At 60.1% G+C, this 23,381-nt stretch carries 23 protein-coding genes, 1 tRNA gene and 2 pseudogenes; 8 read left to right on the top strand and 18 right to left on the bottom strand.

Annotated elements, in window-relative coordinates:
* Window positions 1–33 precede the first annotated feature (33 nt).
* The 5 genes from J2Y90_RS07525 to J2Y90_RS07545 all read right to left on the bottom strand — a co-directional run bounded on the left by J2Y90_RS07525 (window position 34) and on the right by J2Y90_RS07545 (window position 4,248).
* On the bottom strand, window positions 34–1,269 hold the full coding sequence (locus tag J2Y90_RS07525) for a methyltransferase (protein ID WP_253498045.1): 1,236 nt from the start codon (window positions 1,267–1,269) through the stop codon (window positions 34–36).
* Window positions 1,250–1,939, bottom strand: a complete 690-nt coding sequence (locus tag J2Y90_RS07530; protein ID WP_253498048.1) for an ABC transporter permease — start codon at window positions 1,937–1,939, stop codon at window positions 1,250–1,252. The genes J2Y90_RS07525 and J2Y90_RS07530 overlap by 20 nt, the downstream gene beginning before the upstream one ends.
* Window positions 1,936–2,631, bottom strand: coding sequence for an ABC transporter permease (locus J2Y90_RS07535; RefSeq protein WP_042608620.1), 696 nt, complete (start codon window positions 2,629–2,631; stop codon window positions 1,936–1,938). The genes J2Y90_RS07530 and J2Y90_RS07535 overlap by 4 nt, the downstream gene beginning before the upstream one ends.
* 77 nt (window positions 2,632–2,708) lie before the next feature.
* Window positions 2,709–3,461 (bottom strand): ABC transporter substrate-binding protein, encoded by a 753-nt coding sequence (locus tag J2Y90_RS07540; RefSeq protein ID WP_042608621.1) that lies wholly within the window; start codon window positions 3,459–3,461, stop codon window positions 2,709–2,711.
* Between the two features lie 13 nt (window positions 3,462–3,474).
* On the bottom strand, window positions 3,475–4,248 hold the full coding sequence (locus J2Y90_RS07545) for an ABC transporter ATP-binding protein (RefSeq protein ID WP_042557182.1): 774 nt from the start codon (window positions 4,246–4,248) through the stop codon (window positions 3,475–3,477).
* A 543-nt stretch (window positions 4,249–4,791) separates the two neighbouring features.
* Between J2Y90_RS07545 and gabP the strand changes: the two genes are divergently transcribed.
* On the top strand, window positions 4,792–6,183 hold the full coding sequence (gene gabP / locus J2Y90_RS07550) for a GABA permease (RefSeq protein WP_253498051.1): 1,392 nt from the start codon (window positions 4,792–4,794) through the stop codon (window positions 6,181–6,183).
* 302 nt (window positions 6,184–6,485) lie between these two features.
* Here gabP and J2Y90_RS07555 read toward each other — a convergent pair whose 3' ends face one another.
* The 10 genes and pseudogenes from J2Y90_RS07555 to J2Y90_RS07600 all read right to left on the bottom strand — a co-directional run.
* Window positions 6,486–6,938 (bottom strand): hypothetical protein, encoded by a 453-nt coding sequence (locus tag J2Y90_RS07555; RefSeq protein ID WP_253498054.1) that lies wholly within the window; start codon window positions 6,936–6,938, stop codon window positions 6,486–6,488.
* A gap of 6 nt (window positions 6,939–6,944) precedes the next feature.
* A complete protein-coding gene (locus J2Y90_RS07560) occupies window positions 6,945–7,358 on the bottom strand; it encodes a hypothetical protein (protein WP_253498057.1) in 414 nt (137 codons plus the stop codon).
* A gap of 29 nt (window positions 7,359–7,387) precedes the next feature.
* Entirely contained in the window at window positions 7,388–8,362 is a 975-nt protein-coding gene (locus J2Y90_RS07565; RefSeq protein ID WP_253498060.1) for an alpha/beta hydrolase family protein, read from the bottom strand.
* A gap of 67 nt (window positions 8,363–8,429) precedes the next feature.
* Window positions 8,430–8,873: pseudogene (locus J2Y90_RS07570) on the bottom strand (PDDEXK nuclease domain-containing protein); the annotation flags it as partial.
* Window positions 8,874–9,138: 265 nt separating this feature from the next.
* The gene (locus tag J2Y90_RS07575) at window positions 9,139–9,486 is read right to left on the bottom strand and encodes a hypothetical protein (RefSeq protein ID WP_253498064.1); all 348 of its coding nucleotides are present in this window, start codon (window positions 9,484–9,486) and stop codon (window positions 9,139–9,141) included.
* 96 nt (window positions 9,487–9,582) lie between these two features.
* Window positions 9,583–9,658 (bottom strand) — tRNA-Phe (locus tag J2Y90_RS07580).
* Between the two features lie 91 nt (window positions 9,659–9,749).
* A complete protein-coding gene (locus J2Y90_RS07585) occupies window positions 9,750–10,022 on the bottom strand; it encodes an oxidative damage protection protein (RefSeq protein WP_016772129.1) in 273 nt (90 codons plus the stop codon).
* Entirely contained in the window at window positions 10,019–11,086 is a 1,068-nt protein-coding gene (mutY, locus tag J2Y90_RS07590; RefSeq protein WP_253498067.1) for an A/G-specific adenine glycosylase, read from the bottom strand. Before mutY ends, J2Y90_RS07585 begins: the two co-directional genes overlap by 4 nt.
* Window positions 11,083–13,299, bottom strand: a complete 2,217-nt coding sequence (locus J2Y90_RS07595) for an AsmA family protein (RefSeq protein WP_253498070.1) — start codon at window positions 13,297–13,299, stop codon at window positions 11,083–11,085. Before J2Y90_RS07595 ends, mutY begins: the two co-directional genes overlap by 4 nt.
* 78 nt (window positions 13,300–13,377) lie before the next feature.
* Window positions 13,378–13,572: pseudogene (locus tag J2Y90_RS07600) on the bottom strand (acetyl-CoA sensor PanZ family protein); the annotation flags it as partial.
* Window positions 13,573–13,928: 356 nt separating this feature from the next.
* Between J2Y90_RS07600 and J2Y90_RS07605 the strand changes: the two are divergent.
* From J2Y90_RS07605 to J2Y90_RS07635, 7 genes are all read left to right on the top strand, one after another.
* Window positions 13,929–15,593, top strand: a complete 1,665-nt coding sequence (locus J2Y90_RS07605; protein WP_253498073.1) for an OFA family MFS transporter — start codon at window positions 13,929–13,931, stop codon at window positions 15,591–15,593.
* Between the two features lie 263 nt (window positions 15,594–15,856).
* Complete coding sequence (hisB, locus tag J2Y90_RS07610; RefSeq protein WP_016772125.1) at window positions 15,857–16,450, top strand: imidazoleglycerol-phosphate dehydratase HisB; 594 nt, start codon at window positions 15,857–15,859, stop codon at window positions 16,448–16,450.
* A complete protein-coding gene (hisH, locus tag J2Y90_RS07615; RefSeq protein ID WP_253498077.1) occupies window positions 16,450–17,088 on the top strand; it encodes an imidazole glycerol phosphate synthase subunit HisH in 639 nt (212 codons plus the stop codon). Before hisB ends, hisH begins: the two co-directional genes overlap by 1 nt.
* The gene (locus J2Y90_RS07620) at window positions 17,089–17,349 is read left to right on the top strand and encodes a DUF2164 domain-containing protein (RefSeq protein WP_253498080.1); all 261 of its coding nucleotides are present in this window, start codon (window positions 17,089–17,091) and stop codon (window positions 17,347–17,349) included.
* Between the two features lie 101 nt (window positions 17,350–17,450).
* A complete protein-coding gene (hisA, locus tag J2Y90_RS07625) occupies window positions 17,451–18,188 on the top strand; it encodes a 1-(5-phosphoribosyl)-5-[(5-phosphoribosylamino)methylideneamino]imidazole-4-carboxamide isomerase (protein ID WP_064363356.1) in 738 nt (245 codons plus the stop codon).
* 10 nt (window positions 18,189–18,198) lie between these two features.
* Complete coding sequence (gene hisF / locus J2Y90_RS07630; protein WP_007897430.1) at window positions 18,199–18,969, top strand: imidazole glycerol phosphate synthase subunit HisF; 771 nt, start codon at window positions 18,199–18,201, stop codon at window positions 18,967–18,969.
* 73 nt (window positions 18,970–19,042) lie between these two features.
* Entirely contained in the window at window positions 19,043–19,798 is a 756-nt protein-coding gene (locus tag J2Y90_RS07635) for a substrate-binding periplasmic protein (RefSeq protein ID WP_253498083.1), read from the top strand.
* On the opposite strand, the gene J2Y90_RS07640 is transcribed toward J2Y90_RS07635, so the two are convergent.
* The 3 genes from J2Y90_RS07640 to J2Y90_RS07650 form a co-directional block, all read right to left on the bottom strand.
* On the bottom strand, window positions 19,779–21,152 hold the full coding sequence (locus tag J2Y90_RS07640; RefSeq protein WP_253498086.1) for a Vps62-related protein: 1,374 nt from the start codon (window positions 21,150–21,152) through the stop codon (window positions 19,779–19,781). The two genes, J2Y90_RS07635 and J2Y90_RS07640, sit on opposite strands and share 20 nt — an antisense overlap.
* Window positions 21,153–21,267: 115 nt before the next feature.
* Window positions 21,268–22,044 carry a divergent polysaccharide deacetylase family protein gene (locus J2Y90_RS07645; protein ID WP_253498089.1) on the bottom strand — a complete coding sequence of 259 codons (777 nt, stop codon included), beginning with the start codon at window positions 22,042–22,044 and terminating at the stop codon, window positions 21,268–21,270.
* A 2-nt stretch (window positions 22,045–22,046) separates the two neighbouring features.
* Window positions 22,047–23,366: a S41 family peptidase gene (locus tag J2Y90_RS07650; protein ID WP_042608642.1), complete on the bottom strand. Its 1,320-nt coding sequence runs from the start codon at window positions 23,364–23,366 to the stop codon at window positions 22,047–22,049.
* Window positions 23,367–23,381 lie beyond the last annotated feature (15 nt).

The following is a 23,381-nucleotide window of genomic DNA, read 5'->3' on the forward strand; positions in this document are numbered from 1 at the left end:
TATCAACAGATTTATCCACAGGCTGCTGGCCGTTTATTCGCGTTCGGCCAACAGGAGCAAGTTGCGCGGGGTGAGCGGTGCTTCGCAGAAAGTGCCGAGACGCACGTTGTAGCCTTGCGCGGTCAGAAAAAGCGCCCTATCCAGATTCAGCCAGATTTCCAGTGGCCGTCGGAACAATCCGCGAAGCAATTCCAGATTGCGTACCTCGGCCAGTCGCTGCCAACCGGTAGCTTCCAGTTTTTCCCAATCTGTCGGTTCAACTGTGGATAACTCTTTCAGCGCGGCCAGATCGCGACAGTAGTCAGCGAAGGGTTTATCCAGCCAGGCGCTCGGCAGTGATGGGGTTGGCAAGTATTCGTCAGTCCCGCGCAACTGCCGTTGCAGCCAATCGAAAGCCAAGCGTCGGGCCATCGAGGTATCGCGCTGGCGTTTGACCCTCGCACCGGCGGTGACGGTTTCGCTCATCGGCAGAGCCAGATCTTCGAGTGATAGCCGTAGGGCTGATCGCAAACCCTCAGAAGACAGTGGCTGATACTCGCTGCGATTGATCCGGTTGTAGCAACATGGCGCGATCGCCATCTGCTGACATCCGGCGGCACTCGCCAATCGCATGAGGCGTACGTGCAGATCGCCGCAGGCGTGCAGGGCGATGGGTGTGTGACTATCGCTCACCACGGCAGAGGCGTTCGCCGCGAGTACGTCCTGCTCCACATGCAGCGCATGCAAGTCATGACGCTGACTCAGCGCCTGACCGCTCGCAACCAACAACGGATCATATTCGACACAAGTCAGTTGCTGCCCTTCACTCAACAATCGTCGACCCAGATGCCCTTTGCCGGAACACCAGTCCAGCCAATGCGTCGGCTGCGAGGCGAAAGACAGACAACTGGCAAACGCCTCGATCTGCTGCCACTTGCGCCCAGGCACATCGACGTTCAAGCGATGCCCGGCAGCCTCAAGCGCGTGCCTTGGCAATTCGCCGATTGCACTCAGTTGGGCCGACAATTTCGCCAGTGAGGCAAATGGCTCGGGCGCATCGGTCAGATCAGCAGGGTGGTTATGCGCACGTTCTGCATCTTCCAGCGATCGCCCGCGCAGCCAGGAAGACAATTCCGGATGACTGGTTTCCCACGCAAGGGAAAGATGCGTAAACGGTCGAGGTTTCCACAGCGCCTGATGCTCAATCAGAAAAGCATCCAGCGCCTTGAAGCGGGCGAGTAAGTCCTCGCCCGTCAGCACGTCGGAAGTTTCAGCGGCCCTGGCAGGCATCGACGCGCAGCCAGCGCTCCAGCAGCTTGAAGCCGCGCACCAGCACGTAAGCCATGACCAGATAGAACACACCTGCGGCGAAGAAGATTTCCACCGGCAAGTAGGTGCGGGCAATGATCGTGCGGGCCATGCCGGTCAGTTCCAGCAAGGTCACGGTGCTGGCCAGGGCACTGGCCTTGAGCATCAGGATCACTTCGTTGCTGTACGCCGGCAGGCCGATGCGCGCGGCACGCGGAAGGATGATGTAGAACATCGCTTTGGGCTTGGACATGCCCAACGCCCGCGCCGCTTCGATTTCGCCGGGTGGAATCGCCTGAATCGCCCCGCGCAAGATCTCGGCGATGTACGCCGCCGTGTGCAGTGTCATGGTCACCGTGGCACACCAGAACGGATCGCGCAGGTACGGCCACAAAGCGCTTTCACGCACCGCATCGAACTGCGCCAGGCCGTAGTAGACCAGGAACAGCTGAACCAGCAACGGCGTGCCACGGAAAAAGAAGATGTAAGCGTAGGGCAGCGAACGCACGTACCACAGCTTCGACGAGCGGGCGATGCCCAGCGGAATTGCCAGCAGCAGGCCAGCGATTACCGCGATGGCTACCAGTTCCAGAGTCAGGGTCGCGCCCTGCGCCAGTTTCGGCAGCCACTTGATAATGACTTCCCAATTCATTGCGCGCTCCTCGCAAAGCCGCGGGCGGCGCGTTTTTCCAGGAAATGCATGCCGGTCATCGCCAGTACCGTCAGGGCGAGGTACATGACCGCCGCGACCATATAGAAGGTGAACGGTTGTTTCGATACGGTCACGCCGATCTGCGCGTGACGCATGATTTCTTCCAGACCGATGACCGATACCAGCGCGGTGTCTTTCATCAGGATCATGAACAGGTTGCCCAGGCCCGGCAGTGCGATGCGCCACATCTGCGGCATGATCAACCGGGTGAAGATCCGCCACTTCGACAGGCCCAGGGCCTGGCCAGCCTCACGGTGGCCCTTGGGAATGGCAAGCAGGGCGCCACGAAACACTTCCGTGGCGTAGGCGCCGAAGCACAGGCCCAGTGCGATCACACCGGCGGCGAAGGCGTTGAGCTGCAGGTCGGGGTTGCCGAAGTACTCACCGAGGGTGCGCATCAGGTTGACCGTACCGAAATAGATCAACAGTACCCAGAGCAATTCCGGGACGCCGCGCACCAGCGTCGAATAGGTGCCGCCAAGCCATTGCAGCGGCTTGTACGGGGAAGTCTTGGCCAAGGCGCCGAGCAGGCCGAGCACCAGGCCCAGGCACAGGGCGGTGAGCGCCAGTTGGACGGTCATCAGCGCGCCAGCGGCGAGCGCCGGGCCGAATCCGTAGAGGTCGATAATCATGGGTTTCTGTTCAAATTGCGGCAGGCAAAGTCGGGAGCCGACGCCGCTTGATCACGGCGCCGGTCCCACAGGTCAGATCAATAGATGCTGAACGGGAAGTACTTGTCGTTGATTTTCTTGTAGGTGCCGTCAGCGACTATTTCCTTCAGTGCGGCGTTCAGCTTGTTGCGCAGTTCGTTGTCACCCTTGCGCACAGCGATGCCGATCTTGTCGCTTTCTACCACCGGGTCGCCCTTGAACTCATAGTTCTTGCCGGCGTCGGTTTTCAGCCAGTCGTAGTTGGCGTACTTGTCGGCGAGGATCGCGTCGACACGGCCTGAGGTCAGATCAAGGTAGGCATTTTCCTGGGTGTCGTAGAGGCTGACCTTGATATCGTCACCGTAGGTGTCTTCCAGCCAGGTGCCGGCCAGCGTTGCGCGCTGGGTGCCGATGGTCTTGCCCTTGAGTGAGTCCTTGTCGGTTTTGAAATCGACATTTTTCGGCGCGATGAACTGCAGTTTGTTCGAGTAGTACGGGTCAGTGAAATCCACCGCGGCTTTGCGCTCTTCGGTGATCGACAGCGAGGAGATCAGGAAGTCGAACTTCTTCGCGTTCAGGGCTGGAATGATGCCGTCCCAATCGGAAGTGACGACGGAACATTCGGCTTTCATCTTCGCGCACAGGGCGTCGCCGATTTCCTTGTCGAAGCCGACCACCTGACCGCTGGCGTCTTTGTTGTTGAACGGCGGGTAGGCCGCTTCGATGCCCATCTTCAGGGTTTCAGCCATGGCACCGGCGCTGAACGCGAGGGTGACGGCGGCAGCCAGGAAGACCTTCTTGAAATTCTGCATGCATGTTGCTCCGTTAGCGGTTGCTGGACATGAATTGTTTGCAGCGCGCCGAAAGCGGGTTTTCAAACACCTGCTGTGGCGATCCTTGCTCTTCTATAAGGCCCTGATGAAGGAACACCACTTCGCTGGAGACCTGGCGGGCGAAGCCCATTTCGTGGGTCACGAGCAGCATGGTGCGGCCTTCTTCGGCCAATGCGCGGATGACACTAAGTACTTCCTGAACCATTTCCGGGTCAAGGGCGGAGGTGGGCTCGTCGAACAGGATAACCTTCGGTTGCATCGCCAGTGTGCGGGCGATCGCTGCGCGTTGTTGCTGGCCACCGGACAATTGCGCCGGGTAGGCGTGGCGCTTGTCGGCGATGCCGACTTTGGCCAGCAGGGCTTCGGCGACTTCGATGGCCTCGGCCTTGCTCTGGCCGAGCACGCGGCGCGGGGCTTCGATGATGTTGTCGAGCACGCTCATGTGCGGCCACAGATTAAAGTTTTGAAATACAAAACCAATCTCCGAGCGCAGGCGATTGATCTGTTTGCCGTCGGCGGCAACCAGCTCGCCGTTCTTGGCGGCTTTGAGCTTGAGTTCTTCACCGGCCACCAGGATCTGGCCCTGATGCGGGTTTTCCAGCAGGTTGATGCAACGCAGGAACGTGGACTTGCCGGAACCGGAAGAGCCGAGGATCGAGATCACGTCGCCGTCGCGGGCGGTCAGCGAGATGCCTTTGAGCACCTCAAGCTGTCCGTAGCGTTTGTGCAAGTTGCGGATTTCCAGCGCGGGCGTGGCCTCAGCCATGTGCGTTCCTCATATATGTTGCGCTCCTGCTGTTGGCGGGCCTTCCTGGCGAGGCGGCCAAGCTAGCATAGCGTTTCTATGGCAGCCAACAGCGCTACGAGCGGTAAACGGGTGGCATGTGGCGGGTTGTCGCATCGGCACAGCAGACTGTCGCCCCATCAACAACCGAACGGGTGTTTGATGATGCAAACCCGTGGGTATCGCGTAAAAAAAGGCGCGATGTTGCCAGCTTTGGCGGGGTGTTGGAAGCGCTATCCGGCCGAACGTTCCTTATTCGCCCTTTTTCTGTGCGTCGCAGACTTTTTCTGTGTGTTTCTGGTGCGTGGATTCGTCTTGAAAGTGAGTCGCAGGGTAACGTTCTGGCGAATAGCCAGTAAACTCAAGCACTTGCATCGGATGCCAGAGCCCCCGGCCCTCAAGGACTTGAAACATTTTGGCGCAAATATTGCGTGCGGAATAAGGAACAGGCCGTTGGATTCTTTTTACGAGAAGGAATTTTCAGACGCGCCGGATGCACTCGCTTTCCTTGCAAAGGTAGTCTCTATGAGCAGTACCCCAAGCTCCAATGGCCTCGAACAGGGGCTCAAACCGCGTCATGTGACCATGTTGTCGATCGCCGGTGTGATCGGCGCCGGTCTGTTCGTCGGCTCCGGCCACGCCATTGCTGCCGCCGGCCCGGCCGTGCTGCTGGCCTACGCCGCTGCCGGTACTCTGGTGGTGCTGGTGATGCGCATGCTCGGCGAGATGGCCGTGGCTTCGCCGGACACCGGTTCGTTCTCGACTTATGCCGACCGCGCGATCGGTCACTGGGCCGGTTTTACCATCGGCTGGTTGTACTGGTGGTTCTGGGTGCTGGTGATTCCGCTGGAGGCCAACGCCGCCGCGACCATCCTGCATGCGTGGTTCCCCGGTGTGGACATCTGGGCCTTCGCGCTGGTCATCACCATGCTGCTGACCGTGACCAACCTGTTCAGCGTGAAGAACTACGGCGAGTTCGAGTTCTGGTTCGCCCTGATCAAGGTGCTGGCGATCATCGGTTTCATCGGCCTCGGCCTCGCGGCGATTTTTGGCTTCCTGCCGACCAGTCAGGTCAGCGGTGTGTCGCACTTGTTCGACAGCGGTGGCTTCCTGCCCAACGGCATGGGCGCTGTGCTGGGCGCGATCCTGACCACCATGTTCTCCTTCATGGGCACCGAGATCGTCACCATCGCGGCGGCGGAATCGAAAGACCCTGGCAAGCAGATTTCCAAGGCGACCAACTCGGTGATCTGGCGGATCGGCTTGTTCTATCTGGTGTCGATCTTCATCGTCGTGGCACTAGTGCCATGGAACGATCCTACACTGGCAAACCTCGGTTCCTACCAGACCGTGCTTGAGCGCATGGGCATTCCCAACGCCAAGATGATCGTCGATATCGTCGTACTGGTCGCGGTGACCAGTTGCCTGAACTCGGCGCTGTACACCTCGTCGCGCATGCTGTTCTCTCTCGGCAAGCGCGGCGACGCCCCAGCCATGTCGACCCGCACCAACAAAAGCGGCACGCCTTACTGGGCGGTGATGTTGTCGACCGGCGCAGCATTTCTCTGCACCTTCGCCAACTACGTCGCTCCGGCCGCGGTGTTCGAATTCCTCCTGGCCAGCTCCGGCGCCATCGCCCTGCTGGTGTATCTGGTGATCGCGTTCTCGCAACTGCGTATGCGTAAACAGCGCATGGCCCGTGGCGAGAAGATCGTCTTCAGCATGTGGCTGTTCCCGGGGCTGACTTGGGCGGTGATCATCTTCATTGTCGCCGCGCTGACCATCATGCTGTTCCAGGAAGCCCACCGCGTGGAAATACTCGCCACCGGCCTGCTGAGCCTGATGGTGGTGGCTGCCGGGCTGCTGGTGTCGCGCCGGCGCAAGCTGGAAAAACGCGGTGCGGTGGTGTTGAGCTGAGTCGTAACGCGTGATGCAAAACGGCCGCTGTCAGGGATGACTAGCGGCCGTTTTTATTTACAAGTCGGATGATGGTTGCCTCGGATCCTGATTCAGCTTTGGTCTCGCGACGCCATAAAGTCTGAGCTGCAGTTGTCTGCATCGAACCATTCATCCCACTTCGTTGGCTCGTTGGGGCTATGAGTATCGCTTTGAAGGGATGCCGAGTCGCTCGGCTTTGACAGCTGCTCGTCTTTGTATGAGTCCGTCTTTTTCACCTGACCTCCTTGCAATGGATGTGCATGAAGGTCAGGCACAAAGGATTATTCGGCTTTGGGTTCGCCATCTTCCACCGACTTCCCATAAGCATCCAGCGCCACCCCGAAATCAGTGATGAACTGCGGTTCGCTCAGCCAGGCCTGGGCTTGTTCGATGGTCATGCCGTCGGCCCACATGCGGTAGTCGATGAGCATGTCGGCGGCCAGGTGGGTGGCGGCCATGCCTTCGTTGTCGGCGTTTTCCATGTCGAGCAGTTCAGGATGGTCGACGATGATAAAGGCCAGTTCGCGCAGCAGCGTCAGCAGCATTTCGTTGCGGCTGACGGCTTCAGCGTCGCGCATTTTGCTCAACATCGCCAGGGTGTATTCCGGGATCGGCTCGGCGAGGTGGCCGAGGTCTTCGTCCTGATCCAGCGGTTTGCGCCCGACCATACGGATTTGCTTGGCTTTGGCCTTGGCGCGTTTGGCGCGTTTCTGTTGCTTGTTCAGGGATGCCATGGGAGCTCAGTTCTTCTGTTGGGTTTGTGCAGCGATCGCGTCGGATGCCGCTACATAGTCAGCCTGGAAGGCCGGGGATTCGATCCACGCCAGCGCGCCAGCCTCGTCGGTTTCCTGCGACCACTGGCGATACTCGATCAGCGCGGCGAGGATGAAATCCATCGCACCTTCTTCACCTTCCTGCTCATAGACCAGTTCCAGCAGCGGGTCTTCGAGGAACGCGGTGCACATGGCTTGCTGGCTGGTCTTCTCGGCGTCGATCATTTTCTTGAACAGTTCGGTGAGGTCCACCGATTCGAAATCGATGCGGTCATCGTTCGGGTCCAGCTCGACCGGCGCTTCGGCGCGTTTGGTGCGGTTCTGCTTGGCCTTGGCTTTGGCCCGGGTGGCGCGTTTTTGCTGCTTGTTGGCGGAGGCCATGATGTGTTCCGTCGTGCGTTGAGAGGGGCTCAGCTGCGTGGTACTAATCGACCGGGTGTGTCTGCGGCAAGTGCGCCGGTCTGCAGCCAGGTCAGAGCGATGGGCCATAGTGTGGCTTGGTATGCGCTGCGAAAAAAGGCGAAATGTCCGACTTGTCGTTCGCCGATGTCCTGCGGCTCGATGCGCAGATGGGTTTTTGCTGCGTTGCGGAAGTAGTCGAGCAGGCGTTCGATCGCCGGAATGGTGCCGTAAGGATCGTCGCCGAGGCTGATGGCCAAGACCTGCGCGCGGACGTTGGCGAAGGGCAGGGCACCCGCCTTTTTCATCAGTGCACGACCGCTTGGGCGATCTTCGTAGCGTGCGGCAGGCGTGCTCCAGTCGAGCACAACACCCGTTGGCGTGTCTTCCAGCCAGCCAAGACGCTTGCCGGGGAAGTAACCGCAGAACAGTGTCATCAGCGGCATCAGCACATGCCACTTGCCGAACATTCGCCAGCGCTGTCCGGGCGCGTAATCACGCCAGTAGGCGAACTGCGCTCCGACGGTGACCAGCCGTCGGATCAAACTGCCCGACTCGGCCAGGCCCGCCGCGCAGCCGCCGAAGCTGTGGCCGACCACATCGATTGGCTGGCCGGGAAATTCCCGTTGCGCACGTTTGAGCATCGCTTCGAAATCCAGCGCGCCCCAGTTGGTCCACGAGGCGCGCAGCCCTTTGATCGATTCGCGGCGTGATTCACCGATGCCTCGGTAGTCGTAGGTAATCACGTCGCAGCCATTGGTGAACAGATAGGTCGCGAACCGTGAGTAGTGGCGACAGCGCACGGACGTGGCGGCGTTGATGATGACCACCGGGCGCTGTGGATCGGGCGAGGCGTGGCGCCAGGTGAATCCGCCGAGTGTATAGCCGTCCTTGGCAGTGTCCTTGAAGGGCGTGCCTTCAGTTGCAGTCAAAACTGGTTGGCTCAACTCAGCGTCTTCCAGCTCGAATGTGGGCTGACTGCTCATGGCGTTTGACCTCGGCGGCTAGGTTTCAACCATAGTCGCCGCGCCAATCAAGGACAATCCAGCCTGTTCATTCAGTGGATTGAGTAAGCATGCGTTCTTCGATCAACTTCTGTTCGCGGTTGAGCTCAGCGCGTAACTCTTCTTCGCTTGGCAATAGGGTCTTGTAGCTGCTGGCGAACAGTTGCTCATTGCCTTTGAGCATTGAATAGCGCGCCACCGAGTCATTGCTTTCCGCGCTGAGAATGATGCCGACGGTTGGCTTGTCACCCTCGCTGCGCTTGAGCTCGTCGTACATGCGCACATACATGTCCATTTGCCCGACATCTCGGGCGCTGAGCTTGCCGCGTTTCAGGTCGATGATCACGAAGCACTTGAGCAGGTAGTTGTAGAACACCAGGTCGATGAAGAGGTCAACGCCGTCAGTGCTGATGCGTTGCTGCCGGGCGACAAAGGAAAAGCCTTTGCCCAGTTCAAGCAGAAAGCTTTGCAGGTGATCGATGAGGGCCTGTTTGCGCGCCTGGCGAATCAGCTCCCCCAGTTCGCCCAGCAGTGAATCGATTTTCGGGTCTTGCGTGTCAGCAGGTTTAAGCTGGCTCATCGGGTCTTCCGCGTCATTGTGAACAGACGCAAAAGCATGGCAATTCTCGCCGTTTGAGTATGTCGGGAGAGACGGTGAAATACGCAGAAAGAGGAGGTTGCCGTTGCAGGACGTTGCCGAGGACAAGGACGTAGCCGGGCGAAGTCTGTAGTCCATTTCCCACGTCTTTCGACAACCGCTAGCGCGAACGAGATCTGCGCTGGGTTCTGGTCGCTGGCTTGTCGATACTCGTTAGTCTGCGCCACGCCAGACCGGCGGCCAGCAGCAATATGCCGAAGAGTCCTTGGAACACGATATGAAACCAATACGCGCCCGGCTGCCCGGCGAGGGTATAGACCTTGGCCGGCCCACCGCGAGTGGCAGTGGTGATTGTGTCGTGGATAACGCCGTCGATGGCGGAGTAACCCAACAGCGCGCCGGTACCGATCAGAAACAGGCTGATCATGACCGCCAGCCCTCTGGACACCAGGCTTTCCTGATGCGGCGGCGGATGGGGCAGGGGGACTCGGGTTCGTTTCTGATTCATCGAGTGATGACCCTCTTCCGTAAGGGAGTAAACAATGCCCGATAAACTCCGGGCATAAAAAAACCCTGAATCTTGCGATTCAGGGTTTTCGGTATTTGGTGCCCAGAGACGGAATCGAACCGCCGACACGGGGATTTTCAATCCCCTGCTCTACCGACTGAGCTATCTGGGCAACGGGGCGCATTAAAAGGGTTTTTCGAATTTACGTCAACGACTTTTTGAAAATTTCTTAAATTAATTCCGTCGCTTACGAAATATGCGGGTTATTCGGCTGGCGGCACATAGCCTTCGGCCTTGGCGTATTCCTCGCCGGAGAAGTACTTGTCCATTTCGCCCTGCAGGTATTTGCGATCTTCGGCGTTCATCATGTTCAGACGCTTTTCGTTGATCAGCAGGGTCTGGTGTTTCTGCCAGTCGGCCCAGGCCTTGGCCGAGACGTGGTCGAAAATATCCTGGCCCTTGGCACCCGGGAAAGGGGCGCGTTCCAGCGCGGGCAGTTCTTCTTTGTACTTGCGGCACATTACGGTGCGGGTCATGGCGACTCTCCTGCATTCAAGACGGCGGCCGCGCGTTCGAGCAAGGTCTTGACCGGGGCAGCAAGGCCCAGGCGCGGCGGGGTGGCGAGGTTATACCAGAGCCAGTCGGCCTCGGCCACGTGATGGCTGGCTTCCTGCACCTGAACCAGCCACGGCTCGATGGACAACTGGAAATGGCTGAACGTGTGGACCAGGCTCGGCAGCGCCTGCTGCTGGCCCATGGTCAGCGAGTGCTGATCGGCCAGATGTTGCAGATCTTCGAGATCATCCAGTTCCGGCAGGCTCCACAGACCGCCCCACAGGCCCGTCGACGGGCGGCGGTAAAGCAGGATTGCGCCTTCGCCATTGGCCAGCATCGGCATCAGCGTGCGTTTCTGCGGAATGGCTTTACGCGGCTTGGGAATCGGGTAGCGGGTCTCCAGGCCGAGCATGTGCGCTTCACAGCCCCGCTTGAGCGGACACAGCAGGCAACTTGGCTTGCTGCGCGTGCAGAGTGTGGCGCCAAGATCCATCATCGCCTGGGTGTAGGCGTTGACCCGATCATGCGGGGTGAATCGCTCGGCGTTGGCCCACAGCTGTCTGGCCACCTTCGGTTCGCCGGGGTAGCCCTCTTGCGCCGTGAAGCGCGCCAGCACGCGTTTGACGTTGCCGTCGAGGATTGGCGCGCGCAGGCCCATGCTGATGCTGGCAATCGCGCCGGCCGTGGACAGACCGATCCCCGGCAACTCGGTGAGCTTCTCCACGTCACGCGGAAACTCGCCACCGTACTGGCTGACAACGATCTTCGCGGTCTTCTGCAGATTGCGAGCGCGAGTGTAGTAACCCAGCCCGGTCCACAGGTGCAGCACCTCGTCTTCCGGCGCTTCGGCCAGCGCTTTGACCGTTGGCAGCGCCGCCATGAAGCGCTCGAAGTAATTGAGCACGGTGCTGACCTGTGTCTGCTGCAACATGATCTCGGACACCCACACCCGGTACGGGTTGATGTCCTGTTGCCACGGCAAATCGTGGCGGCCATGGCGGTCGAACCATTCCAGCACCGCCGTGGAAAACTGCTCCGCTGTCATCGCTTGAACAGCCCCTTCAATGCGTTTTTCAGTTCCGGACTGACTTTGTCGCCCAGTTTCTCGTCGATCTTTTCGCTGAGCTTGTTCCCAGCCATTTTGCTGGCGACCTGACCGAGACGGTCATTGTCGACGCGGCAGGCCTTGGCCCCCAGCTCCAGCGGGCCACGGCAGCGCAGCGGCCACTCGATGCCGACGAACTTCTCGCCGACCTGACAGGCCGGGTCGGGCATGGCGCTGGTGTCGCCCTCAACGATGATGCCGACGCGGTAATCCATGCCCAAAACGCGCAGGTCGATGTCACCGTCACCGTTGACGGTCATGCCGGGGATGCGCACTTTCAGGTCCGGGTTGCTGGCGACGCCATTGCGTACGGTCAGATTGCCTTTCAGCTCCTCGAACGGCGTGTCCTTGCCCCGAGGCTCGCCGCTCAGGGTTTTGCGGTTGAGGGTGGCGATGCCTTTGCACAATTGCTGTTCGAGATTGGCGTTGAGCAGCACGCCGTTGTTGATGACGAAACTGGCGTTGCCGTTGAGCGTATCGATCAACGCCTGTTGGCTGTTGCCGCTGCCGGTGAGGCTGCTGGTCAGTGTCACCAGGCCTTTGACCGGCGGGTTCTTGCCCTGGCTTTCGATGATTTTTTCCGCCGGGACGCGATTGAGACGGGTCTGCAGGTTCAGTACCGGCGCGCTTGGGCGCACGTCGAGCGTGCCGTTGGCGACGAAACCGCCGTTGTACAGCTCGCCGCTCAGGTTTGCCAGCGTCAGCAGGCCGCCCTGGCCGGTGGCTTTGAGCGCAGCGTTCTGGATTGGCAGTTTGTCGAGGGTCAGTTGGCCGAAAGTCAGGTCGGCGTCCACATCCAGTTTCGCCAGGCGTTCGACCGGCAGCAGGCGCTCGGTGCTCCAGGCGGTTTTGCTCGGTTTGTCCGGCAGCGGCGTGGTGCCTGCGACGGCGCCGGCCTCGGTGCTGGCGACTTCGGCCTGACGGGTTTGCGTGGCGCTGTTGGCCTGGTCCGATTTCGGTGGCAGGTAGCGGTCGACGTTGAATGTGTCGGCCTTGAGAATGGCGCGCAGCGACTGTTTGGCGAAATCCTCGATGGCGATGCGGCCGCTGAAGCTGCTGTCATCGAGTTTCAGGTTGATGTTGTCGAACGACAGACTGGTCGGGGTGGCAGCAACGCGGCTGACCAGCTCGACCTTGCTCAGGCTGCCTTCGCCCATCTCCGGCACTGTCTGGCCGATGCTGTCGACGAATTTCGCCAGATCGAACTGGGCAATGGAAATGCCGCCGCTGATCTGTGGCGTCTTGTCGAGGTCATTGGCTTTCAGTTCGCCCAAGGCGCGCAACTGGTTGGCGGAAATCTTGATGCCGGTCCATTCGGCGACGTTCGCTGCTTTGTCCAGCAATAACTGGCCTTGAGCAGAGAAAGTCATGGTTTTGCCTTGCAGCGGATCGCCAGCGAGTTCGCCGGTCAGCTTCAGGTCTTCGAACTTGTAGCGTTGCAGGGCGCGCTCGAAGCGCAGCTCGCCGTTGAGCTCGGTGCGCACGCGCAACACCGGTTGATTGGTGCCGAGGAACGCGGTGGCCTTCACCGGGATATTGGTCGAATCGTGCACCGGACCGGTGCTCAGTTGAATGCTTTCGGCGCTGAACTGCTTGCCGGTCAGCTCATCGTTGTATTCAACGCGAGCGTTGTTCACGGTCAGGCTGTCGATGTCGAGGCGAATCGGTTGCGCCGGTTTTTCCACGGCGACGGTTGGCTCGCTGGCGGTCGCGCCCGGCGTGGCGGGTGGAGTAGAGCCTGGCGCCACTGGCACCTTGCCGATGTCTTCCCAGTTGCCGTGGCCGTTCTTGTCACGGTTCAGGCGCAGGTTGAGGCCTTCGACGCGTACGTCGCTCATCTGCACTTCACGGCGCAACAACGGCAGGACGCGCACGGACAAACCGAGCATCTGCAAATCGGCAAACGGTTCGGCGGGTTTGGCCAGGGTGGCGACGCTGGCTTCGTGCAGTTCCAGGCCGAGCCACGGGAACAGGCTCCAGCCGATATCGCCATTGAGCGTCAGCTCGATGTGGGCCTTGTCGCGGGCTATCTGGCGGATCTCGTCTTTGTAGTCGTTGGGATCGAAGAGGTGGGTCAGGGCAAAACCTGCCGCCACAATGATCAGCAACAGCCCGAGAAGTACCAGACCCAGGATTTTGCCGAACGCTTTCATGGGCGAGTCCTTGTAGTTAGTCGAATTCGTCATTTGGCCGGGGAGTATAGCGCTGCAAGCACCCGGTTCGGTGTGGCGTCATCTGCCGAGGGTCGGCAACAGCACCTGCAACTTCGCCACCGGTGCCTGCGCTTGAGGATGCCCGGCGGGAGCGAGCAGGCGCAATTCGGCCCCCGTTTGCGACGCCATTTTCTGCGCTTGGTTCACCGGACGTTCAGCCACGCCACGACGACGGGTAACTTTTCGCACGCATAAATGGGACAAGCACCAGATGTACATATCTGTCGTCAGGCACCTGAACAACGCCCCGCATGCTAACCCCGTTGAAATGCCGACTGTAGGAGCTGCGGAACGCTGTGATCTTTTGATTTTGGCAATTTCAAAAAGATCAAAAGATCGCAGCGTTCCGCAGCTCCTACAGGGGGCGAACACAGCTGACAGAAAAAAGGTGATATCAGTTTGGTTTTTCTGTCACCTGAGAATGGTAACCTTCGCCAGTTCGTCCGCCCGTCTGCGACTTAACGTCGCGCCTTCAAGGAGCTTCACCTGAAAAAACGGTCATGCCTGCGTGCATAAGGCCGAGGGTGAGCAGTGGCTGGCGAACCATACTAAAAATTGGGGGATACACAATGAGCACGAGCATCACGGCGGACGGCCTCAAAGCCGACCAGCCTGCGTTCCTGTCCAAGGAACGCATCATCGCCAAGCCCGGTTTCAACCGCTGGCTGGTTCCACCGGCCGCTTTGGCCATTCACCTGTGCATCGGCATGGCCTACGGCTTCTCGGTGTTCTGGTTGCCGCTGTCCAAGGCACTGGGCGTTACCGCGCCGGTAGCTTGTGCACCGGACATGAGCTTCATCGCACAGGTATTTTCGTCGAACTGCGACTGGCCGATCTCCATGCTCGGCTGGATCTACACGCTGTTCTTCATCTTCCTCGGCTGCTCGGCAGCGATCTGGGGCGGCTGGCTGGAACACGCCGGTCCTCGTAAAGCGGGCGTGGTGTCGGCGCTGTGCTGGTGCGGCGGTCTGCTGATTTCTGCGCTGGGTATCTATACCCACCAGATCTGGCTGATGTGGATCGGTTCCGGCGTGATCGGCGGCATCGGTCTGGGCCTGGGCTATATCTCGCCGGTGTCGACCCTGATCAAGTGGTTCCCGGACAAGCGCGGCATGGCGACCGGCATGGCGATCATGGGCTTCGGTGGCGGCGCGATGGTCGGTGCACCATTGGCGACTGCACTGATGAGCCATTTCGCTTCGCCAGAAGGTGTGGGCGTATGGCAGAGCTTCGTGGCCATGGCGGCCATCTACTTCGTGTTCATGATCGGTGGCGCATTGTCCTACCGCGTGCCGCCGACCGGCTGGAAGCCTGAAGGCTGGACCGCTCCGGCGAAGAAAGCTTCGAACGCGATGATCACCAACCGTCACGTTCACGTGAATGTAGCGTGGAAAACTCCGCAATTCCGTCTGGTCTGGCTGGTGCTGTGCCTGAACGTGTCGGCGGGTATCGGCATCCTCGGCATGGCTTCGCCACTGTTGCAGGAAGTGTTCGGCGGCAAGTTGCTGGGCGTTGACGTGCCGTTCGGTCAACTCGACGCCGGCCAACTGGCTTCGATCGCGGCGATCGCAGCGGGCTTCACCGGCCTGCTGAGCCTGTTCAACATCGGTGGCCGCTTCTTCTGGGCCTCGTTCTCGGACTACCTAGGCCGCAAAAACACCTATTTCGTGTTCTTTGCCTTGGGTTTTGCCCTGTACGCGCTGATTCCGAACCTCGGTCACTTGGGCAACGTTGCGCTGTTCGTGGCGGCGTTCTGCATCATCCTGTCGATGTACGGCGGTGGTTTCGCCACGGTGCCGGCCTATCTGGCCGACCTGTTCGGTACGCAGATGGTGGGTGCGATCCACGGTCGTCTGCTGACTGCCTGGGCCGCTGCCGGTGTGCTCGGTCCGGTGCTGGTGAACTACCTGCGTGAATATCAGTTGAGCATCGGCGTGGAACGCGCAGCTGCCTACGACATCACCCTGTACATCCTCGCAGGCCTCTTGGTGCTGGGCTTCCTGTGCAACCTGATGGTGCGCCCGGTGGCCGACAAGTACTTCATGACCGACGCTGAACTGGCCGCCGAACAGGCGCTGGGCCACGACAAGGGTGCCGATGCCAGCACCGTTCTGGAGTGGAAAGCCGCACCGGGCAGCAAGCCGCTGGCCATCGCTGCCTGGCTGGTGGTGGGTATTCCGTTGGCGTGGGGTGTGTGGGTGACCCTGCAGAAGACGGCGGTACTGTTTCACTAAGTAAAAACGCTGTAACCCTGTAGGAGTGAGCCTGCTCGCGATAGCGGTCTGACAGTCACTGAAATGGTGACTGTCACGCCCTCATCGCGAGCAGGCTCACTCCTACAGTTGTTTTTGGGTGTCCGAGAAAGCTTGTATGGACATGTCTACCCGCGACAGCCGGGCGTTCTATCCGTCAGCCATATCACCTCTCGTGTTTCTGTTTACGCCCCGCGTGCCTATAATGGCTGCCTTTTTCGCCCAATGATTTTGCGGAGCTGGTGATGGCCGAACGTAAGGCGTCTGTCGAGCGCGACACTCTGGAAACCCAGATCAAAGCCTCGATCAACCTTGATGGCACCGGAAAGGCCCGATTCGATATCGGTGTCCCTTTTCTTGAGCACATGCTGGATCAGATCGCCCGTCACGGGTTGATCGACCTGGATATCGAATGCAAGGGCGATCTGCATATCGACGACCACCATACGGTGGAAGACGTCGGTATCACCCTCGGCCAGGCCTTCGCTAAAGCCATCGGCGACAAGAAAGGCATCCGTCGCTACGGCCATGCCTACGTGCCGCTCGATGAAGCGCTGTCGCGCGTGGTGATCGATTTCTCCGGTCGCCCGGGCCTGCAGATGCACGTGCCGTACACCCGCGCCACCGTCGGTGGTTTCGACGTTGACCTGTTCCAGGAATTCTTCCAGGGCTTCGTCAACCACGCGCTGGTCAGTGTGCACATCGACAACCTGCGCGGCACCAACACTCACCACCAGATCGAAACCGTGTTCAAGGCTTTCGGCCGCGCCCTGCGCATGGCCGTGGAGCTGGACGAGCGCATGGCCGGGCAAATGCCGTCGACCAAAGGCGTTTTGTAATGCAGACGGTTGCAGTTATCGACTACGGCATGGGCAACCTGCACTCGGTGGCCAAGGCTCTCGAGCATGTTGGCGCCGGCAAGGTGCTGATCACCAGCGACGCGAACGTGATTCGCGAAGCCGACCGCGTGGTGTTCCCCGGTGTTGGCGCGATCCGCGATTGCATGGCGGAGATCCGTCGCCTCGGCTTCGATTCGCTGGTCCGTGAGGTCAGCCAGGATCGCCCGTTCCTCGGCATCTGCGTCGGCATGCAAGCCTTGCTCGACAGCAGCGAAGAGAATGATGGCGTTGACTGCATCGGCCTGTTCCCGGGCGCGGTGAAGTTCTTCGGCAAGGGCCTGCACGAAGACGGCGAGCACCTTAAAGTCCCGCACATGGGCTGGAACGAGGTGAAGCAGAACATCAGTCACCCGCTGTGGCATGACATTCCGGACCTGGCGCGTTTCTACTTCGTGCACAGCTATTACATCGCCGCGGCCAATGCGCGGCAGGTGGTGGGCAGCGGTCACTACGGTGTCGATTTCGCCGCAGCGCTGGCCGATGGCTCGCGTTTCGCCGTGCAGTTCCATCCAGAGAAAAGCCATACCCATGGCCTGCAACTGCTGCAGAACTTCGCTGCGTGGGACGGTCGCTGGTAAATGGCTGTCAAGAAATCCAAGCCGCCGATCCTGACCCTCACTCCCGAGCTGGAGAGCGAGGCCAATCGCAAGATTCAGCGGTTCATGGAAGACCGCTTCGAGCTGGACCTGGGTTCGTTCGAAGCGGCGGAAATTCTTGAGCTGTTTACCCGCGAAATTGCTCCGCACTATTACAACAGGGCGATTTTCGATGTGCAGACCCACCTCAAAAAGCGGTTTGAAAGCATCGAAAGCGACCTGTGGGCGCTCGAAAAAAATTAGGAGCAGCTGCAAGCTTCAAGCTGTCAGCTGCAAGAATCAGACACACGTGCGCGCTTGCAGCTTAAAGCTAGCAGCTTGCAGCTCTTTGACGAAGGAAAAGCATGCTAATTATTCCTGCTATCGATCTTAAAGACGGTGCCTGCGTGCGTCTGCGCCAGGGCCGCATGGAAGATTCCACGGTGTTCTCCGATGACCCGGTGAGCATGGCTGCCAAGTGGGTGGAGGGCGGTTGCCGCCGCTTGCATCTGGTCGACCTGAACGGCGCGTTCGAAGGCCAGCCGGTCAACGGCGAAGTGGTCACGGCGATCGCCAAGCGTTACCCGACCCTGCCGATCCAGATCGGTGGCGGCATCCGCTCGCTGGAAACCATCGAGCACTACGTCAAGGCCGGCGTGAGCTACGTGATCATCGGCACCAAAGCCGTAAAAGATCCGGCGTTCGTCGCTGAAGCCTGCCGCGCCTTTCCGGGCAAGATCATTGTCGGCCTCGACGCCAAAGACGGTTTCGTCGCCACCGACGGCTGGGCGGAAATCAGCACCGTGCAGGTGATCGATCTGGCCAGGCAATTTGAAGCCGACGGCGTCTCGTCGATCGTTTATACCGACATCGCCAAAGACGGCATGATGCAGGGCTGCAACGTGCCGTTCACCGCTGCGCTGGCTGCTGCGACGAAGATTCCGGTGATCGCTTCCGGCGGCATCCACAATCTGGGTGACATCAAGTCGCTGCTCGACGCCAAGGCACCGGGCATCATCGGCGCGATTACCGGCCGGGCGATCTATGAGGGCACTCTCGACGTCGCCGAAGCGCAAGCATTCTGCGATTCGTACCAAGGCTGAGGACTGACCCATGGCGCTGGCCAAACGCATTATCCCCTGCCTGGACGTGGACAACGGCCGGGTCGTCAAGGGCGTGAAGTTCGAGAACATCCGAGACGCCGGTGACCCGGTGGAAATCGCCCGTCGCTACGACGAGCAGGGTGCCGACGAGATTACCTTCCTCGACATCACCGCCAGCGTCGATGGTCGTGACACCACGCTGCATACCGTTGAGCGCATGGCCAGTCAGGTGTTCATCCCGCTGACCGTTGGTGGTGGCGTGCGCACCGTGCAGGACATCCGCAATCTGCTCAATGCTGGCGCGGACAAGGTCTCGATCAACACCGCTGCCGTGTTCAACCCGGAATTTGTCGGCGAAGCCGCGCAGCATTTCGGCTCGCAGTGCATCGTCGTTGCGATCGACGCCAAGAAAGTCTCCGGCCCCGGCGAAACGCCGCGTTGGGAGATCTTCACCCACGGCGGGCGCAAGCCGACCGGCCTCGACGCAGTCGAGTGGGCGAAGAAAATGGAAGGCCTCGGTGCTGGCGAGATCCTGCTGACCAGCATGGATCAGGACGGCATGAAAAACGGCTTCGACCTCGGCGTGACCCGCGCGATCAGCGATGCGCTGGGCATTCCGGTCATTGCCTCTGGCGGCGTCGGCAACCTGCAGCATCTGGCCGACGGCATTCTCGAAGGTCATGCCAGCGCGGTGCTGGCGGCGAGCATTTTTCACTTCGGCGAATACACCGTGCAGGAAGCCAAGGCCTACATGGCGCATCGCGGCATCGTCATGCGCTAAAGCGTACAGGCCAGTGGACAGCATGGCGCGCCCAAGGCACTCTTGGGCACGCCATGGATTCCGGTAGCCCGACATGATCAAACGCCTGCTTGTTGTTCTCGCCAGCGCCTCATTGTTGCTCATCAACAATGCCCGGGCGGAAAACAGCCCCGACACCGATCTGGTGCTGCTCACCGAAAACTTCCCGCCGTACAACATGGCGACGAACGGCAAGAATTTCGCCCAGGGCGACAACATCAACGGCATTGCCACCGACATCGTACGCGAGATGTTCCAGCGCGCCGGCCTCACTTACAGCCTGACCCTGCGGTTCCCCTGGGAACGTGTCTACAAACTCGCGCTGGAAAATCCCGGTTACGGGGCCTTCGTCATGGCGCGCCTGCCTGACCGGGAAAAACTGTTCAAATGGGTCGGCCCGATCGGTCCCGATGACTGGATCCTGCTGGCCAAGGCAGACAGCAAGATCACCCTCGAAACCCTCCATGATGCGCGCAAGTACAGGATCGGCGCCTACAAGGGCGACGCGATTGCCGAGACGCTGACCAAGCAAGGCCTCAAACCGGTGGTGGTGCTGCGTGATCAGGACAATGCGAAGAAACTGGTCAACGGCCAGATCGATCTGTGGGCCACCGGTGATCCTGCCGGGCGTTATCTGGCGCGGCAGGATGGTGTGACCGGCCTGAAGACCGTGCTGCGCTTCAACAGCGCCGAGTTGTACCTGGCGCTGAACAAGGACGTTTCCGATGAAGTCGTCAACAAGCTCCAGGCGGCGCTGGATCAACTGCGCAAAGAGGGTGTGGTCGATGAAATCATGGCGCGCTATCTGTAGCGCCTGACCGGTCCGGCTCTGGCAGCGGAATGCTGGTATCGTCCTCGGTCAGAGACGGCTGGACGGTGCGTTCTTCGACCGGGTTCGGCTCCGCCAGGGCGACGATTTCAGGCTCGGCTGGTGCGTACTGGCTGAAGTGCAAACTACTGCCATCGGTATAGCTGAAACCCGCCATCACTGGCGTGCCGTCTGCGCGCACCAATCTGTAGTCGCTCTGCACCAGATAGGCTGCCACGGACCTGTTTTTATCCACGACCGCAACCACTTCGATTACCGCTGCATTGAGCCATTCGTTCGAATGTAGTTCGCATTGGGTGAAATCATGGCCCAGTCGTGCCGAAAACATCAGCGCGTTGTTCTGATAGTTTTGCCATTGGACGCCGAATTCGACCGAAGTAGTCTGGGTGAATGTTCGCAAGCCGCCGGTCCGCTGGGCGCGGCGCGCTGTCCATTTGAATATCTGGCTGACGTCGCCACTGTTGCGTGCATGACCGACGAGCACGTACTGATCCTTGCGTTGCAGCAAATAGAAGGGCGAGTGACGCAACTGTTCAGTGGCGGTATAACGCGGATCGTTGATGGTGAACCACGGGAGACTGGCGGTGTAAGTCGCTTCGCCCACAGGGTCTACGGGTGTCGGTGTTTCCCCGCACAGCACCGGTGGCGATGGGCGTGGGTAGGTCTGCAGTGCAATCTGCAGGCGCAAGCAGTAGACCGGGAAGCTCGCCGGTCTGGTGTAGTTACTCAAAGCGAAAAAACTGCCCGATGCCAAGTTGACTTCGCCAGGTAGAGCGACTCGAGGAACGGCGCCCCAGGCGCTGACACGCTGTCGTGCTTTGCTGCCCTTGCCGTCCCAGATCAGGTCGCTGGTATTCGACCCGATCACCAGATCAGCGCGAACGCAGCGGACCGCGTTGAGCGACGGTTTCTCATGATCATTCGAGCACACTGACCCCAGCGCCACATAGCCTGCGGGAGGCAGCGGTCGCCAGATCGACACATCTCTTTTTGAACCGGACCCGGAATCCTTCCAGACCAGCTCGTAATCATCGGGACGCCGCAGTGCCTTGCCCTTGCCGGGATCAGTGCTGGCAATATCTGCTTCGCAAGCCACTGCCACCACTCGTTCGCCGTTGATGTTGCCCAGGCCTGTGGTGATGACATCGCCCAAGGGGAAATAACCGGGCAGCGCGTCGGGTGCCGGAGTCGGGCGCCAGAAGGCCGCAGGTTTGGCCGATATACCGTTGGTATCCCAGATCCGCAAAAACTCTGTGGTGAAGTTGATCAACAAGTTGTCGATTCTGATCGGTTCAGTCCGGCCAATGGGCGGGATGATCGGGGTGTTGTTTGTCATGGGCACTCCTGATAGTTGAAAGCGGCTCAAAGGAGCCGCGACCTGTAGCAGGTCTCACTATCCGGAACGGGGCCGGGCGTTCGGTGGTAACCATGTATGGCAACGTAACCGGGTGTTACCGATAGACGCCGTCTTTGCCATGGCCAGCCATGGCGCGGTTGCTGCGTACGCTGATCATCTGCCTGATATCGATCCAGTCGATGCCCTGCGCTTTCAGCTTCGGCAACTCGCGCTCCAGCACCGCCAGGGTCTGCGGATAAGGATGGCCGATCATCACCGCTGAGCCCTGTTTGTGCGCCAGGGTAATCGCGGTCTGTAGCTGAGTGGCAATGGCCGCTTCAGTGCGCTCATCATCAAGAAATACATCCCGTGAAACGCTGGCCAGATCGATTTTCTGCGCTTGCTGCGCAGCGACGGTTTGAGCGCTGGTGCGGCTGTCGACGAAGAACTTGTGCCGACGCTGCAATTCACCCATCAACCACGCCATCGCCGCTGGCTGCGCGGTCATGCGGCTGCCCATGTGATTGTTGATGCCAGCGGTAAACGGCACTTTTTCGAATGCGGCATTCAGGCGTTTCTGCAGCTCTTCGATGGGCAGTTCGGGATGCCAGGCGTACGGCCCGGTGGCCGGGTCCATCGGCATGTGCAGGATAACGATCTTGCCGGCGCGATGGGCTTCGCGGGCAAATTCGGTGGCGTGCGGTGTATCTGGCATGATCGCTGTCGTCACCGGGCCGGGCAGGGCCAGCACGCGTCGATCCCGGGGCAGGTTCTGCCCCAGGTCGTCGATGATCAGTGTCAGGTAAGCTTTATGCGGCGCAGAGCTGACGGGCTCTGCATGAGCAGCACCCGCCAGACAGCACAACAGAACGAAGACGAAACGCAGAGACATCCTCAACGGCCGGACGTGATGCTCAGCCCTTTGAGCAGGCTCAGGGCCTGGGCCAACTGGTAATCGTCATCCTGCGGCATCGCTTTGGCCTTGCCAGCCGAACCACTCGGCTTGTCGGCGCCGCCGTTGCCGTTGCCCAAATGGCCTTGCAGATCGGCTTCCTTGAAGTACTCGCTGTCGGCTTCATTGGTGATCTTCGCGCGGCGCACTTCGATGTCCGGCACGATGCCCTGGGCCTGAATCGAGCGGCCATTGGGCGTGAAGTACAGCGCGGTGGTGATCTTCAGCGCGCGATCATTGTTCAGCGGCAGAACGGTTTGCACCGAGCCCTTGCCGAAACTGGTGGTGCCCATGACCACCGCGCGTTTCTGATCCTGCAGGGCGCCGGCAACGATTTCCGAGGCCGAGGCGCTGCCACCGTTGATCAACACGACCATCGGCACCGCTTCGCTTTCGTCCTTGCCGGTGGCGGAGAAGCGCAGTTCGGAATTGGCGATCCGACCTTTGGTGTAAACGATCAGGCCTTTGGTGATGAAATGGTCGACCACTTCCACCGCCGATTGCAGTACGCCGCCCGGGTTGTTGCGCAGGTCGAGAATGATGCCGTTGAGCTTCTTGCCGTTGTCCTTGCGCAGCTTGGCCAGGGCTTTGGAGACTTCTTCGCCGGTCTTGACCTGGAACTGGGTAATGCGGATGTAGCCGTAGCCCGATTCCAGCAGCTGCGCCTTGACGCTCTTCACCTGAATCACTGCTCGCGCCAGGGTCACGTCGAACGGCGTGCCGCCGTCGCGAACCAGGGTCAGGGTGATTTTCTGACCGATCTTGCCGCGCATCTTGTCGACGGCTTCGGTCATGGTCTGGCCGCGTGTCGGCTGTCCGTTGATCTTGACGATGAAGTCACCGGCCTGAATGCCGGCCTTGGATGCCGGGGTGTCATCGATTGGCGAGACGACCTTGATGAAGCCGTCTTCAGCACCGACTTCGATGCCCAGGCCGCCGAACTCACCGCTGGTACTTTCCTGCAGTTCGGTGAAGTCTTCCGGGCCAAGGTAGGCCGAGTGCGGATCGAGGTTGCTGAGCATGCCCTTGATCGCGTTTTCCAGCAGGGTCTTGTCGTCCACAGGTTCGACGTACGCGGCTTTGATCCGGTCCATGACCTCGGCGAAAGTGCGCAACTCTTCCAGCGGCAACGGCGCCTTGGCGGTCGCAGCAGTGCCTGCCGGAGCGACGGTCGGGGCCGGTTGCGCGGCGAACGCCAGAGGCGCGCCGATCACCAGGGCGATCGTCAGGGCCAGCGAGGTAAGGCGGGACAAATGCAGCATGTCGAACGAACTCCT

Origin of the sequence: Pseudomonas koreensis, from assembly GCF_024169245.1 — a bacterium.
GTDB classification, from domain to species: Bacteria; Pseudomonadota; Gammaproteobacteria; order Pseudomonadales; family Pseudomonadaceae; genus Aquipseudomonas; species Aquipseudomonas koreensis_F.

Excerpts from the sequence above, each read along its gene's own strand:
- J2Y90_RS07635 (WP_253498083.1), top strand. The coding sequence starts at position 19,043 with ATGATCAAACGCCTGCTTGTTGTTCTCGCCAGCGCCTCATTGTTGCTC.
- J2Y90_RS07595 (WP_253498070.1), bottom strand. The coding sequence starts at position 13,299 with ATGAAAGCGTTCGGCAAAATCCTGGGTCTGGTACTTCTCGGGCTGTTG.
- J2Y90_RS07560 (WP_253498057.1), bottom strand. The coding sequence starts at position 7,358 with ATGGCCTCCGCCAACAAGCAGCAAAAACGCGCCACCCGGGCCAAAGCC.
- J2Y90_RS07620 (WP_253498080.1), top strand. The coding sequence starts at position 17,089 with ATGGCTGTCAAGAAATCCAAGCCGCCGATCCTGACCCTCACTCCCGAG.
- J2Y90_RS07525 (WP_253498045.1), bottom strand. The coding sequence starts at position 1,269 with ATGCCTGCCAGGGCCGCTGAAACTTCCGACGTGCTGACGGGCGAGGAC.
- J2Y90_RS07545 (WP_042557182.1), bottom strand. The coding sequence starts at position 4,248 with ATGGCTGAGGCCACGCCCGCGCTGGAAATCCGCAACTTGCACAAACGC.
- hisF (WP_007897430.1), top strand. The coding sequence starts at position 18,199 with ATGGCGCTGGCCAAACGCATTATCCCCTGCCTGGACGTGGACAACGGC.
- mutY (WP_253498067.1), bottom strand. The coding sequence starts at position 11,086 with ATGACAGCGGAGCAGTTTTCCACGGCGGTGCTGGAATGGTTCGACCGC.
- J2Y90_RS07645 (WP_253498089.1), bottom strand. The coding sequence starts at position 22,044 with ATGTCTCTGCGTTTCGTCTTCGTTCTGTTGTGCTGTCTGGCGGGTGCT.
- hisA (WP_064363356.1), top strand. The coding sequence starts at position 17,451 with ATGCTAATTATTCCTGCTATCGATCTTAAAGACGGTGCCTGCGTGCGT.
- gabP (WP_253498051.1), top strand. The coding sequence starts at position 4,792 with ATGAGCAGTACCCCAAGCTCCAATGGCCTCGAACAGGGGCTCAAACCG.
- hisB (WP_016772125.1), top strand. The coding sequence starts at position 15,857 with ATGGCCGAACGTAAGGCGTCTGTCGAGCGCGACACTCTGGAAACCCAG.
- hisH (WP_253498077.1), top strand. The coding sequence starts at position 16,450 with ATGCAGACGGTTGCAGTTATCGACTACGGCATGGGCAACCTGCACTCG.
- J2Y90_RS07555 (WP_253498054.1), bottom strand. The coding sequence starts at position 6,938 with ATGGCATCCCTGAACAAGCAACAGAAACGCGCCAAACGCGCCAAGGCC.
- J2Y90_RS07605 (WP_253498073.1), top strand. The coding sequence starts at position 13,929 with ATGAGCACGAGCATCACGGCGGACGGCCTCAAAGCCGACCAGCCTGCG.
- J2Y90_RS07640 (WP_253498086.1), bottom strand. The coding sequence starts at position 21,152 with ATGACAAACAACACCCCGATCATCCCGCCCATTGGCCGGACTGAACCG.
- J2Y90_RS07585 (WP_016772129.1), bottom strand. The coding sequence starts at position 10,022 with ATGACCCGCACCGTAATGTGCCGCAAGTACAAAGAAGAACTGCCCGCG.
- J2Y90_RS07650 (WP_042608642.1), bottom strand. The coding sequence starts at position 23,366 with ATGCTGCATTTGTCCCGCCTTACCTCGCTGGCCCTGACGATCGCCCTG.
- J2Y90_RS07535 (WP_042608620.1), bottom strand. The coding sequence starts at position 2,631 with ATGATTATCGACCTCTACGGATTCGGCCCGGCGCTCGCCGCTGGCGCG.
- J2Y90_RS07530 (WP_253498048.1), bottom strand. The coding sequence starts at position 1,939 with ATGAATTGGGAAGTCATTATCAAGTGGCTGCCGAAACTGGCGCAGGGC.
- J2Y90_RS07565 (WP_253498060.1), bottom strand. The coding sequence starts at position 8,362 with ATGAGCAGTCAGCCCACATTCGAGCTGGAAGACGCTGAGTTGAGCCAA.
- J2Y90_RS07540 (WP_042608621.1), bottom strand. The coding sequence starts at position 3,461 with ATGCAGAATTTCAAGAAGGTCTTCCTGGCTGCCGCCGTCACCCTCGCG.
- J2Y90_RS07575 (WP_253498064.1), bottom strand. The coding sequence starts at position 9,486 with ATGAATCAGAAACGAACCCGAGTCCCCCTGCCCCATCCGCCGCCGCAT.